This window comes from Bifidobacterium indicum, assembly GCF_036987015.1.
GTDB lineage: Bacteria > Actinomycetota > Actinomycetes > Actinomycetales > Bifidobacteriaceae > Bombiscardovia > Bombiscardovia indica.
In genome coordinates this window covers 1,508,913-1,521,564 of the sequence record NZ_BTXM01000001.1, presented here as the reverse complement: position 1 = coordinate 1,521,564, position 12,652 = coordinate 1,508,913, and the positions used below count along the sequence as shown (strand labels likewise).

Sequence of the window (12,652 nt, the reverse complement as noted above, 5' to 3'; positions counted from 1 at the left end):
CGGTCAGATTGCGGAGTGATATCCGTGACACGGCCATAGAGGGAGACCGTGCCTCCCAGGCGCAGATAGACGATATCGCCTACAAGGACATCCGACTGTCGGTCAATGACGATGCAAGATCCACGCCGCCGGCTGAAACCCCTGGACGAGTAATTTTGCCGTTGCACCCCGTTTTCCCGGGAGCTCGGCTTACTGTATAAGTGGGCTTTGGAAGTCGCACTATTGATATAGTTATACATGTGTGATGGCATTCCTTAGTAGAGGAAGTATCCCGTCGATTCCGGCAAGAATGTGGACGGGAAACTTCATTTTGTTATCGCGCAAACTGGCTCCGGACTGCAATCCAGAGCCTTTTTTAACACCCCCATCTCCTGTGCCGTCTGAGGCAGGTTGATAACAAAGTCGGCCGAAAGGCCGTACTCCTCGTTGATCTTCAGCAAATCTTTTTGCTGCCAGGGGGTGATGCCATTGATTTTGTTACTGACATTGGCAGTCGTTTGGCCAAGCATGGCTGCCAATGAGGAGTAGGGTATCCCCCGCGCTTTAAGCCAGCGCTTCATGTTGGACATGCGGCCTCCCACTGTTAATACTATCTGACAGTTACATGCTAGCGTTAAGGTTGACTTAATGCAAATTCCTAGGTTAGACTTGTTTCAAAGTTAATTTGCAAGGACAGGAGATATTGATGAGTTCGCAAATACTGATGCCGACCTTTACGGGGGAATCGGACCACGCTGACTATGAAGATAGCGTTCTTCGGTTCAATATAAAGGCTCTTTTGGCCAAATCAAAGGATGTAACACAAACGTCGCTGGCCAAGAGATTCGGGATAACCACAGCCGGTATGTCCCAGAAGATTAACAAGCCGGGAAGGGTCACAGTCAGGGATGCCGTAATCATTGCCGACGAATTGGGTGTGACGCTTGATGAACTTCTGGATGATCAGGCGATGCTCGAAGAAATAGAGCGCCAGAGAGAGGAAACGGGCTTGTTGATGGATCTCGGCCGCCGTCTGCAAGGCAGCAATGCCAGGCGCAATAACCCATCAAGTCCCAAATATCTTGTCGGACCGGATGATCTGGTGCCCCCCGTGGGACTCGAACCCACAACCCACGACTTAAAAGGACGCTGCTCTAACCATTGAGCCAGAGGGGCAACACAACAAAAATACACGCCAGGGGCGATTTTTTCCAGTTGCGCGGTTTCTCCCCAAGCTCGGTGGCGGGCGGAAATACAGCAGGAAAGCAGCCTCATGATTTTTGCTCTGGGGCGTGTAGGATGTCAACCAATCAAGGAGCAGGATTTGGGTATTCGATTGTTCCGTCTTGGCGGGGATTCAGCAGGATACGCCGACGCGGCCTGGGATTATCTGCAGGCTTGTAAGGCTGCCGGAGACGATGAACTGGCCGGGTTGGGCTGCCTGCAAGGATGTCTGTCATTGGACCAGGTCAGACGGGATTGGCTGCCACGGGTCATCAATGAGGCCAAGGGGGAGCACCTTCCCCAGGGGTATGTACCAGCCCTGCAATTTCTCGCCTTGGAGCCTGATGACACCCTGGTCGGGATGATCCAGTTGCGTCTTGCGCTGAATGACTACCTGCTGGAACGGGGCGGGAATATCGGGTATTCGGTCCGTCCGGACAAACGCCGTCGGGGATACGCCAGTCGGATGCTGATGGATTGTCTGGATAAGGCCCGGCAAGAGGGAATGACCAGGGTCTTGCTCACCTGTGCACAGGAGAATGGGGGAAGCCGACGTACCATCCTGGCCAATGGCGGAAAGCAGGAAGATACCCGGTACATGGCAGATGGTGTTGGGATCCAACGGTATTGGATTGAACTGTAAATACCCAATCGTAGTGCCAGCTGTTCATCGCAATCGGTGGTTCGCATGCACGACTCGCTGCGTTCGTGGCGTTCGTATACGAGCCGCTTCGGTCCGTACATGTCTGTGGCGAGACACTGGCCCCTGGCGTATCTCCTTCAGCCGCTGATCTGTGAGCACACACTCAGCGGGATTTGGGGAATGGGAATCAGTCCAGGCCAAGGTCGTAGGCGGCATCCATGTCCTCGCGGGAGTAGGTGCGGAAAGCCGTCAGGGTCTGGGTCCCGGCCACCCCGGGGACCTTGGCGATGCCTCCGGGAATGACGGCGGTCAGGTCATCGAACTTGCCGGTGGAGACCACGGCCACCAGGTCAACCTCGCCAGCCACGGAATAGACATCCTTGACCCCGTCGATCTCGACAATGGCGCGTGCCACTTCGTTGATTTTGTCGGACTGGACTGTAATCAGTACGATGGCGTTTGTCATGGCGGCTCCTTGCCTTGGTGTACTGCTGTTCAGTATAAGTTCTGATGGTCGGTATCCAAGCCCTATGGTCCACAGCTTGGAGGGGCCGGGTCCGGCTTGTGAAATAGGTTGGCATATTCAATCATCGCGACACTTCCGGTATTCTTAGTCTGAGAGAATGGAACAATGGTCTGGGTGATTGTGCTCATATGGGTGCTGATAGTGGTGGCATTCATTGTTTATGTCCTGCGTCTGGCGCGCGGCGAGTCGGCGAATCGCGCCTTCTCCCAGTCCTTGGACGACCGTGTGCGCAGGGGGTCAAGGAGGCAGCGTGAGCGTGAGGGCAGGCTGCCCCGTATCGCCGGCGGCAGACTTTCCTTCATTCCCAACTCCGATGGAAGCGACTGCGGCACAGAGGAGGACCAGCCCAGTCCGATCAATTGTCCGGTGCATGTCAATTCCCATTCGGTTGTGGAGATGAGGGCGCTTCTGACGTCGGAATCCACTGACGAGATTGAACTTTGGCAGACCAATGAGGGGCGCCTGGTCACGCCGCTGAAGCCGAATATGAATGGGGGAACCGGGGAATTCGTTCTTTCCGACGGGGCCTCGCAGTCCGGGAAACTCCACCGAAAACCCCAGGATGCTGCCGGTCACGATGATGGCGGCGCGGCTGAATGTGGTGGGCGGAGGAATCATGGTGATTCGAATGGTTCCACGATCCCGGACAACCAGGTCCGATCGGGGAACTCCGCTTCTGCTGACAAGGAAAACGACCCGGGTGGCGGCAAGTCTCGGCCGAGCAGACAGGTGCCTGAGGAACCGGTGGCGGTAACGTCGGATGTCATGCCTGCAATCAAATCGCAGTAAGCCGGTCGCCGGGGAATAGGGAGTGCATTTCTGGTTGGATTCCGTCACATTCCAAGGGTTGGATGCTGAATCTGGGTGGGCCTGCGCCTTGCCGGCCCGGTGTCCGTTCGCGACCTTAGTCTTGATGGTATGACTACGTCCTACCTGTTTATGGCCATTGCCATTGTCCTTGTTCTGGCCCTGGTGGTCGCCGGCGTGTACCTTCTGGCTAAGCCGCGTCGTCGGAAAGGTGGCAGCTCGCCAACCGCTGGGTCCGGGGCGACTGCAGTAAGGCAGGAGGAGGCCTCGAACGAGACCGGGAAGACGTCAGTCCGGAAGCTCGGGTCGCCCGGATCCAAGGTGCAAGAATCTTCCCAAGGGCAGGGAGGGGAGCCGGCTGAAGGCATTGAATCCCAGGAGCCGACGCAGGAGCCGGAGTCCTCATCCTCCCGTATGACCAGGCTCAAGGCCAGACTGGCCAAAAGCCCCAATCCCTTCGGCAAGGCCCTCTTCGCCATCCTGACCAAGGACCACCTGAGTGATTCCGACTGGGAAGAGGTGGAGGACACCCTCCTTATGGCAGACGTGGGGGCCGAGGCCAGTGAGCAGCTGGTGGACCAGCTCCGTTCCGATGCCAGGGTGAGCGGTGAAAAGGATCCCAAGGCGGTCCGTGCCGGTCTCAGGAAAAGGCTGATCGATCTGGTGGATCCCAGCATGGACCGGACCCTGGAAGCCGATAAACCCAATGCCGACAAGCCCTCGGTCATCATCATGGTTGGGGTCAACGGAACCGGTAAGACCACAACCGCCGGCAAGCTGGCCCGTCTCTTTGTGGCGGACGGCAAGTCTGTGGTCATGGGTGCCGCCGACACCTTCCGTGCCGCCGCCGCCGACCAGTTGGACACCTGGGGCAGCAAGGTGGGTGTGCCGGTCGTTCGCAGCGACAGGGATGGGACCGATCCGGCCTCGGTGGCATTCGAGGCCTCGGCCAAGGCCAAGGAGATGGACGCCGATGTCCTGATAGTGGACACAGCCGGCAGACTCCAGAACAAGGCCAATCTGATGGACCAGCTGGGGAAGATCCGTCGCGTTGTCGAGAAGAATATCCCGGTGGAAGAGGTCCTTTTGGTCCTGGATGCGACCACCGGGCAGAACGGGATGATCCAGGCGCGTGTCTTTGCCGAGACCATTGGCATCACAGGCATCGTCCTGACCAAGCTCGACGGCTCGGCCAAGGGTGGTATCGTAATCTCCGTCCAGCGCGAGCTGGGCGTTCCGGTCAAGCTGGTCGGCCTGGGCGAGGGGCCAGATGATCTCTCACCTTTCAGTCCCGAGTCCTTTGTGGACGGGATTCTGGGCGAGGACTGAGGACCCGCCCGCCTGCTACGGACCGGGGCCGATCAATGAAGCCGGTGGTTACGTCCCGGTTACGGTTTCCCGATCCAGGTTACTGACGGGAAATGAACGGTTGACCTGAACGAAATTCCGTGGCTGTTCCATGGTCTTGAAGATGAACGACGATTGGCGTCGTCCGGGTCCGCCCGCCTCGGCGCGGGTTTTGTCGGTCCCGGGCGTGGAAAGAGAGGTGTACGCATGGATTCGGGAAATGCTGCATGGATGTTGATGGCTGCGGCCATGGTTTTTTTGATGACACCCGCAGTGGCCTTCTTCTACGGGGGTATGGTCCGGGCCAAGGCCGTGCTGAACATGCTGATGATGTCGACTGTGGCCATCGCGGTTACCGGTATCATCTGGACCCTCTGGGGTTGGTCGATCTCCTACGCGGGCAAGGATGTCGGCGGGATTTTCGGTGATCCGGTTACCGGCTTCCTCCTCAAGGACACGGTCACGGCCAAGGACGGGGTCTTCACCTCGGTTGACCTGAAGAACGCCTCCTATCCGCATACGATCGATATCGCTTTCCAGGTTGCTTTCGCCATGATCTGTGTGGCACTGATCTCCGGTGCCCTGGCTGAGCGCATAAAGGTCAGTACATGGATGATTTTCGTGGCCCTCTGGGTCACTTTGGATTACGCACCCATGGCCCATATGGTCTGGAACCACGGGCTCCTCTCAGCAGATGGAGCCATCTCCAACGCAATCGGTGCCCCGGCTCACGACTTCGCAGGAGGCACGGTTATTCACATCAACGCGGCGGTTGCAGCACTGGTCATCGTTCTTATCATCGGACGGAGAATAGGCTTCAAGAAGGAACCGATGCGCCCCCACAACGTCCCCATGGTCATGCTGGGTGCCTTCCTGCTCTGGTTCGGTTGGTTTGGTTTCAACGCAGGTTCGGCCTTCGCCGCCAACGGCACCGCCGGATATTCCTGGGTGTCCACCACCATCGCCGCCAGTGCGGCCACCCTGGGTTGGCTCTTCACTGAAAAGATCCGCTCCGGCCACTACACCGCCATGGGAGCCGCCTCGGGCATGATTGCCGGTCTGGTTGCCATCACCCCTGCCGCCGATGTGGTATCCCCCCTGTGGGCCATAGTCATGGGCATGGTCGCTGGGGTTGTCTGCTGTTTCGCCTGCGGTCTCAAGTTCCGGTTCAACTATGATGACTCCCTCGACGTGGTCGGCATCCACGGGGTGGGGGGTGTGCTCGGCACCCTGATGGTCGGACTCTTCGGTGCAGGGACCGGTCTTCTGGCTGGTGGCGACTACAAGCAGCTACTGGTACAGTTCCTGGTAGCGCTCATTGCCGTGATATACGCCGCAGTCGTGACCGGAATCATCGCATTTGTCCTTGAGAAGGCCGTCGGCTGGCGTGTAAGTGACAAGGAAGAGATCGCCGGAGTCGATCAGAGTGACCAGGGCGAGAGCGCTTATGAGTTCGCTCTGTCCGCCAACTAATCATCGAAGGAGCGTAACGACATGAAGCTGATAACGGCCATTCTTCAACCGCAGAAGCTGGATGACGTCAAAGAGGCACTCTCTCAGGCGGGCGTCCATGGTATGACCGTCTCCTCCGCAAACGGCTACGGTCGCCAGGGCGGGCACAAGGAGGTCTACCGGGGCACCACCTACACAGTCGACCTGATTCCCAAGATTCGGGTGGAGGTGCTGGCTGACGACGTCGATGCACGGTCTCTGGTGGACACCATCGTCCGGACTGCAGGCACCGATACGATCGGCGATGGGAAGGTCTGGGTCCAGTCCCTGGATTCCGTTACCAGGGTCAGAACCGGTGAAACAGGAGCAGCCGCCATCTGAAAAACGGTAACCGTCGCAATACTCACTCGGCGGCCAGGGCCCGGTCCATCCAGATGTCCGTCCGGGCCCGCAGGCCGTTGAAGATGGCGCGGATGCCGATGAAGAGGATGTTGATGGCACCCCAGAGCATGGCGATGCGCCAGGCGTCCGTCCAGCCCCGGGCCAGGGTGGTCAGGCCCAGGAGGCAGGCCACGTAGACCAAGGCGGTCAGGGAGCAGGTGGTGGCCAGGTAGCGGTAGTCCTCGGCACCGATCAGGATGCCGTCCAAGGCCCACATCCAGCCTGCGATGGGCATGAAGACCCCCTGGACGATCATGCCGATCGTGATCAGGGAACGTATGGCGGGTGTGGGGCTGAAAAGCGGTGCGGCGAAGAGTCCCAGGGCGATCATGATCAGGCCCACCAGGACACCCATGATCATTCCGGCCCTGGCCGAGAGGTCCGTCATCATCCGGGCTTTGGCCTTATGGCGGGCCCCCAGTTCGGTGGCCACCAGGGACTGTCCGGCGATGCCGACCGCGTCCAGCATGTTCAGGCCGAAGTTCCAGGCCGAGTTGACCCCCTGATAGGCGGCCAGGACCTGATCGCCCAGATGGGCGGCGGCGACCACGGTCATGACCAGGCAGATGCGCAGGGCCAGGGTACGCAGGAAGAGGGGGAAACCATCGCCCATGCTGTTGGCTATTCCGCTCAGCCTGGGTCTCAGGCTGGCCCCTTCCCGCCTGGCCCAGACCAGGGCGGGGATGGTCAGGAGGATCCCCATGTACCATTCGGCGATCAGGGTGGCCAAGCCGGAGCCAAGGATGCCCATGTGGAGGCCGAAGACGAAGAGGACCTCCAGGATTGTGTTCAGGACGGCGCCTGATATGGCGGAGACCATGGTGATGTTGACCTTCTGCAGGCCGCGGAAGATGCCGTTGGCCGCATAGACCAGGAACATGGCGGGCAGGCCGAAGATCAGCGTTTCCAGATACTGCTCTGCGGCATCCAGGACCAGCCCGGAGGCCCCCATGACCGAGCAGAGGGGTCGGCTGAAGAACATCAGGATGGCGCAGACCGCTACACCGATGATGAAGGCAAGCCACATCCCGTCGACTCCGGTCTCCATCCCCTCCTTGCGGCGGCCGGCACCCATCAGGCGGGCCACCTGGGAGGTGGTCCCGTAGGCCAGGAAGACGCAGAGGCCGACGGTGGTCAGGACCACGGTGGATCCGATGGAGAGGCCGGCCAGGGCCTGGTCGCTGACGTGGCCGACGATGCCGGTGTCGATCATGACGAAGAGCGGCTCGGCGATCAGTTGCCCGAAGGTGGGGATGGCCAGGGAGGCGATGGTGGCATAGACGGAAAGGTCTTGGTGCCTCTTGCTGGATTCGGTCCCCGGGTGGTCCTGATCTGGTGAAGTCACGGATGTCATGCTACAACCCCGGCTCGGTCCTCTCCCTCTCTGGTCCTCATCATGGCTGGTAGGTGATGCCTTAGCACCTTTATGAGTAAGTGGCAACAGCCACTCGCGCAGGAGAGCCCTATCCCCAGGTTTTCCACACAGTTATACCCATGAGGTGGATAAGTTTAAGACATATCCTCTAAGACACGCCTAAAATGTGGATAACTTTTCTTCTTGTGCACAGGCAGATGTGGTCCAGGTCACTCCCGGTTGGGTTCCTTGGCGACATGCCTGTGGATGTGAAGTAATGGTGACGAACCTTCCTGGCAGGATCCCCGGCAGGACCCGGACCGGGGGTTTCATCCCCTTGTGCAGGGCTGGAAAAAGCCTTGAGCCAAAACCTGGTGAACTGTCGCGTGTGACGGGTGCCGTCCGTAGAATCGGACCTATGGCTTCTGACAACTTTACCGATTACACCCACCCCGAGCTGCGTCCACCTCGCGAGGGTGAAGACTCGCGTGATGTGCTCTTCGACCGGGTGCCTCCGCATGATGACGATTCCGAGATGGCCGTTCTTGGCGGCATGCTGATGAGTAAGGATGCCATCGGCGAGGTCAGCCAGATGATCGACGTCTCCGACTTCTACCAGCCCAAGCACCAGACCATCTACGAGGCCATCATCACACTCTTCTCGGCCTCCCAGCCGGTGGATGCCGTCCTGGTGGCCAACGAGCTCCTCAAGTCCGGCGATCTGGAGAAGGTGGGCGGTACCGACTACCTCCACTCCCTGGTGGCCGCGGTCCCCACGGCCGCAAACGCTACGTACTACGCCGAAATCGTCCATCAGAGGGCCATCCTCCGTAACGTCATCGCCGCAGGCACCAAGATTGCCCAGTTGGGATACTCGGCCGAGGGGTCCCAGGCCGAGGACATCGTCAACCTGGCCCAGGCCGAGGTCTACGAGATGAGCGTGGGGAAGGTCCGCCAGGATTACGAAGCCATCGGGCCGGTGGTCCATGACACCCTGGAACAACTGGACAAGTTGCAGAACGGCCTGGTCGAGCGCGGCGTACCCACTGGGTTCAAGAGCATCGACGACATGACCCAGGGCCTCCAGCCCGGCCAGATGATCGTCGTTGCAGGTCGTCCGGCCATGGGCAAGTCGACCCTGGGCATCGACTTCGCCCGCGCAGCAGCCCTCCATCACCACATGACCACCGTCGTCTTTTCCCTGGAGATGAGCAAGACCGAGCTGGCCCAGCGCATCATCTCGGCCGAGACCGACATCCCCCTGGTCGCCCTGCGCAGGGCCGACGACATCACCCCGGAGCGGTGGAACACCCTCAACAATTTCTGGAGCAAACTCCAGGAGGCCCCCCTCTTCCTGGATGATTCCCCCAACATGAGCCTGATGGAGATCCGGGCCAAGTGCCGTCGGCTCAAGCAGACCAACGACCTCAAGTTGGTCGTCATCGATTACCTCCAGCTGATGACCTCGGGCAAGCGGGTGGAGTCCCGCCAACAGGAGGTCTCGGACTTCTCCCGTGCCCTGAAGCTCCTGGCCAAGGAGCTGGAGGTTCCGGTGGTGGCCCTGAGCCAGCTCAACCGCGGTCCTGAAATGCGTAACGACAAGAAGCCCATGCTCTCCGATCTGCGTGAATCGGGTTCCATCGAGCAGGACGCCGATGTGGTCTTCCTGGTCCATAGGCCTGACTTCTACGACAAGGAGGACCGTCCGGGCGAGGCCGACATCATCCTGGCCAAGCACCGTAACGGCCCCACCGAGACCTTCCAGTTGGCCTTCCTGGGCGAGAAGTCCAAGTTCAAGGACATGCCCCAGGATTATCAGCAGGGAGGTGTCTGATCATGGCTCGGCAGGAGACGTCGGGAAAGGGGCGGCAGGAGCGCAGGCCTTCCCCCATGCGGCACTGGTACTCCTTCCTGGCCCTGCCCGCGGGAAAGACGGTTCGCGCCGTCTCCAGGCTGACCCATCATGGGGGTTCGGCCCTGCCGGGGCGGGTGGTCGAGCGGATCGATCCGACCTTCCTGGCCCGTACCCTTTCCCGTCTGCCCAGGGGGGTGGTCCTGGTCTCGGGGACCAACGGGAAGACCACCACCACCCGGATGGTGGCCTCCATGCTGGAATCCCTTGGTCTGAAGGTCTTCACCAACCCGACCGGGTCCAACTTCACCCGGGGAGTGGTGTCGGCCCTGGTCTCCACCCTTGGCCTGGGTGGGAGGCTGGATGCCGACGTCGCCGTGCTGGAGCTGGACGAGGCCTATGCCGTCCACTTCGTCAGACAGGTCAAGCCCCGTTACGCCCTCCTCCTCAACGTCATGCGTGACCAGCTGGACCGGTTCGGTGAAATCGATACCACCGCCAGGCTCCTGGCCCAGGTGGCCAAGGTCACCACCGGCACCGTGGTCCTGAACAGGGAGGATCCTCGTATCTCCGCCCTGGCTGCGCAGACCCCGGCCAAGACCCGGGTGGCCTACTTCGGTCTGTCCGATGACCTGCTGACATACTTCCCGACCGATGATGACATGCATGCCCGGGTTGAGGCTGAGGGGTCAATGAACGACAAGGGATCCGAGGCTTCCCCCGCCGTCCGGCCCGGTCACCACCTGCCTGCGGACGTGGTTCTGGAGAAGGTCATGGACCACCGGGCTGCCTTCCGGGTGGATGGGCGGCGTCTGGAGACCGACGTGCGCTTGGAGGGGGTCTACAACCTCTACAACGCCGCGGCCGCCCTGACCCTGGTCCGTTCCGTCCTGGCGGATCATGAACCGGACGATCAACGGCTGATGCAGGCCCTGGCCCAGGTGACTCCGGCCTTTGGTCGTGGTGAGGTCATCACCTATCAGGGGGCGTCGGTGGAGCTGGTCCTGGTCAAGAACCCGATGGGATTCAGGCTGGCACTCTCCTCCTTCGACCCTGACGGTCGGGATACGATGATCGCCATTCGTGACGACTACGCCGACGGGCGCGACATGAGCTGGCTCTGGGATGTGGACTTCACCTCGCTCAGGAAGTCCGGTGTGGCCATGGTCTCCGGCACCCGGGCCTACGACATGGCCCTCCGCCTGGCCTATGAACAGGTGCCCGTGGACCGGGTCGAGACCGACCTGGACCAGGCTCTGGCCACCTTCCTGGATGCACATCCCGGCCGACCCAAGCGAATCTACTGCACCTACACATCCATGCTGCGCCTGCGGGCGGAGCTTGGTCGTGTGACCACGGTCAGTGATGCCGGAGTGGGGGCATGAGCATGGTGGCGAATCCCAGAGAGGAAAGCGGGAAGATGGCGGATACCCTGACCGGCAAGGCCGGTGGACCCCGGACAGGAGAAGCAGGCGAGAACAGGACGATGGCCTCGGTCATGGATCAGCCGGCCCTGCATATCCTCTCCCTCTACCATCGAGACATGAACATCTACGGGGACTCGGGCAACATCCTCAGCGTGACCCGGCGGGCCGAGCTCTATGGATTCCGACCGGTGGTCCACTATTACAATCCCGGTGACCCCTGGCCCGACCAGGTCGATCTGATCCTGGGGGGTGGTGGCCAGGACCATGGCCAGGAACGAATCATCCAGGACCTCCATCGGAGGGGTCCCCTTCTCGGAAACCTGGCCGAACAGGGGGTCCCCATGCTGATGATCTGTGGACTGTATCAGCTCTTTGGCCATTATTTCGAGACCTCGGACCATGAACGTCTGGAGGGCATCGGCATCCTGGATGTGCACACGGTGGCCCGGTCGGACCGGATGATCGGGAACCTGGTGGAGCAGAGCCCCGACTTCGGCCAGGTGGTCGGCTACGAGAACCATTCGGGTCTGACCTACCTTGGGGAGGGTGCTCAACCCTTGGGGACGGTGAATCAGGAAGGTCGCGGCAACAACGGCAGGGACCATACCGAAGGCGCTCGCCGGAAGAAGGTGATCGGCACCTACATGCATGGGTCCCTCCTCCCTAAGAATCCTGCCATCGCGGACTTTCTGATCGGGGCCGCAGCCGACAGGCGGTATGGGCAGGACACCCTGAAGCGAATGAGGCAGTCCATGGACCAGGCCAATCGTCAGGAGCTGGGGCGCCTGGACTCCCTGGCCGGTCAGGCCAGCAGAATCGCTGCTTCCAGGCCCAGATGACCAAGACGGGATTTGCCCTGATCCGGTGGTCGTCACCGTGAGCCAAGGCAATGAGCCCGGTCGGGTGACGATGGCTGGATTGCGGCATGCTCGGACCGTGCTCCGGTGGTATAGGCGGGACGCTGCCGGTTGGTCTGTACCGCGTGTACGCCAAACATGGTGAAGACTGTTCGGAGGCGGCTTTCCGAAGGTTGTTCCGGGCGGCGTCAAGTTCTCTCTGCAACCGCCATCACTGTAGACTGGAAGAGTGGTGGGGTCCGTTGTGGTTCGAATCGATCCATCGGCATTCCACTGCCGCAAGAGTGCCCCCGGATTTCCGCGGGCATATGAGTGCTGGGAGGCATATCATGGCGGATTTCGATATTGGTGATGGATTGCACAAGGTTCTCCTGGCCGGCATTGGTGCTCTGGCCACGGGGGTCGAGAAGGGTCAGGAGATAGTCGACAACCTGGTCAAAAAGGGCGAGCTGACCGTCGAGCAGGGGAAGATTCTCAATACGGAACTCAAGCGCAACAGACAGGGTCAGGGGGCAGGTCCCAGGACCGCCTCGCAGTCATCCGCGCCGGGACCGGTACCGACACCGGGCCAGGACGCCCATGGGTCTGGGACGAAGCCGGGTCAGGGACCTCTGGCCGGAGGGGAGGGTCCCCTGGCCCGTCAGGAGCCCCATGTCCCCCTGCCGGATCCCCGGGATGGCGACATTCCAATCACCTCAGCAGACCCCGTCAAAGGGCCCGAGGCCTGAAAAATCGGGGACTCA

The 12,652-nt window shown here is 60.6% G+C and carries 12 protein-coding genes, 1 tRNA gene and 2 pseudogenes; 10 read left to right on the top strand and 5 right to left on the bottom strand.

Annotation, left to right across the window (positions count from 1 at the left end; translation table 11 throughout):
- Positions 1 to 305: 305 nt before the first annotated feature.
- Positions 306 to 569: a helix-turn-helix domain-containing protein gene (locus AACP59_RS06655; RefSeq protein ID WP_339350377.1), complete on the bottom strand. Its 264-nt coding sequence runs from the start codon at positions 567 to 569 to the stop codon at positions 306 to 308.
- Positions 570 to 685: 116 nt separating this feature from the next.
- On the opposite strand from AACP59_RS06655, the pseudogene AACP59_RS09530 reads away from it, so the two are divergent.
- Positions 686 to 886, top strand: a pseudogene (locus tag AACP59_RS09530) (hypothetical protein); the annotation flags it as partial.
- Here the strand turns inward: AACP59_RS09530 and AACP59_RS06650 are convergent.
- Positions 788 to 1,018: a hypothetical protein gene (locus tag AACP59_RS06650; RefSeq protein ID WP_339350376.1), complete on the bottom strand. Its 231-nt coding sequence runs from the start codon at positions 1,016 to 1,018 to the stop codon at positions 788 to 790. The pseudogene AACP59_RS09530 and the gene AACP59_RS06650 overlap by 99 nt on opposite strands.
- Positions 1,019 to 1,079: 61 nt before the next feature.
- Positions 1,080 to 1,155, bottom strand: a tRNA-Lys gene (locus AACP59_RS06645).
- 148 nt (positions 1,156 to 1,303) lie between these two features.
- On the opposite strand from AACP59_RS06645, the gene AACP59_RS06640 reads away from it, so the two are divergent.
- Positions 1,304 to 1,846 carry a GNAT family N-acetyltransferase gene (locus AACP59_RS06640; protein ID WP_339350375.1) on the top strand — a complete coding sequence of 181 codons (543 nt, stop codon included), beginning with the start codon at positions 1,304 to 1,306 and terminating at the stop codon, positions 1,844 to 1,846.
- Between the two features lie 187 nt (positions 1,847 to 2,033).
- On the opposite strand, the gene AACP59_RS06635 is transcribed toward AACP59_RS06640, so the two are convergent.
- Entirely contained in the window at positions 2,034 to 2,312 is a 279-nt protein-coding gene (locus AACP59_RS06635; RefSeq protein WP_297316340.1) for an Lrp/AsnC family transcriptional regulator, read from the bottom strand.
- 165 nt (positions 2,313 to 2,477) lie between these two features.
- On the opposite strand from AACP59_RS06635, the gene AACP59_RS06630 reads away from it, so the two are divergent.
- The 4 genes from AACP59_RS06630 to AACP59_RS06615 all read left to right on the top strand — a co-directional run bounded on the left by AACP59_RS06630 (position 2,478) and on the right by AACP59_RS06615 (position 6,359).
- Positions 2,478 to 3,161 (top strand): hypothetical protein, encoded by a 684-nt coding sequence (locus AACP59_RS06630; protein WP_339350373.1) that lies wholly within the window; start codon positions 2,478 to 2,480, stop codon positions 3,159 to 3,161.
- A gap of 129 nt (positions 3,162 to 3,290) precedes the next feature.
- A complete protein-coding gene (gene ftsY / locus AACP59_RS06625) occupies positions 3,291 to 4,508 on the top strand; it encodes a signal recognition particle-docking protein FtsY (RefSeq protein WP_339350371.1) in 1,218 nt (405 codons plus the stop codon).
- A 225-nt stretch (positions 4,509 to 4,733) separates the two neighbouring features.
- Entirely contained in the window at positions 4,734 to 5,999 is a 1,266-nt protein-coding gene (locus AACP59_RS06620; RefSeq protein WP_339350369.1) for an ammonium transporter, read from the top strand.
- 21 nt (positions 6,000 to 6,020) lie between these two features.
- Positions 6,021 to 6,359, top strand: a complete 339-nt coding sequence (locus tag AACP59_RS06615) for a P-II family nitrogen regulator (RefSeq protein WP_297316336.1) — start codon at positions 6,021 to 6,023, stop codon at positions 6,357 to 6,359.
- Between the two features lie 22 nt (positions 6,360 to 6,381).
- Here the strand turns inward: AACP59_RS06615 and AACP59_RS06610 are convergent, their stop codons facing one another.
- On the bottom strand, positions 6,382 to 7,773 hold the full coding sequence (locus tag AACP59_RS06610; RefSeq protein ID WP_339350367.1) for an MATE family efflux transporter: 1,392 nt from the start codon (positions 7,771 to 7,773) through the stop codon (positions 6,382 to 6,384).
- Between the two features lie 418 nt (positions 7,774 to 8,191).
- On the opposite strand from AACP59_RS06610, the gene dnaB reads away from it, so the two are divergent.
- The 4 genes and pseudogenes from dnaB to AACP59_RS09590 form a co-directional block, all read left to right on the top strand.
- Complete coding sequence (dnaB, locus tag AACP59_RS06605; RefSeq protein WP_297316334.1) at positions 8,192 to 9,607, top strand: replicative DNA helicase; 1,416 nt, start codon at positions 8,192 to 8,194, stop codon at positions 9,605 to 9,607.
- 56 nt (positions 9,608 to 9,663) lie between these two features.
- Positions 9,664 to 11,010 (top strand): Mur ligase family protein, encoded by a 1,347-nt coding sequence (locus AACP59_RS06600; RefSeq protein WP_297316347.1) that lies wholly within the window; start codon positions 9,664 to 9,666, stop codon positions 11,008 to 11,010.
- A gap of 101 nt (positions 11,011 to 11,111) precedes the next feature.
- Positions 11,112 to 11,891 carry a type 1 glutamine amidotransferase gene (locus AACP59_RS06595; RefSeq protein WP_339350430.1) on the top strand — a complete coding sequence of 260 codons (780 nt, stop codon included), beginning with the start codon at positions 11,112 to 11,114 and terminating at the stop codon, positions 11,889 to 11,891.
- A gap of 347 nt (positions 11,892 to 12,238) precedes the next feature.
- Positions 12,239 to 12,403: pseudogene (locus AACP59_RS09590) on the top strand (phasin family protein); the annotation flags it as partial.
- Positions 12,404 to 12,652 lie beyond the last annotated feature (249 nt).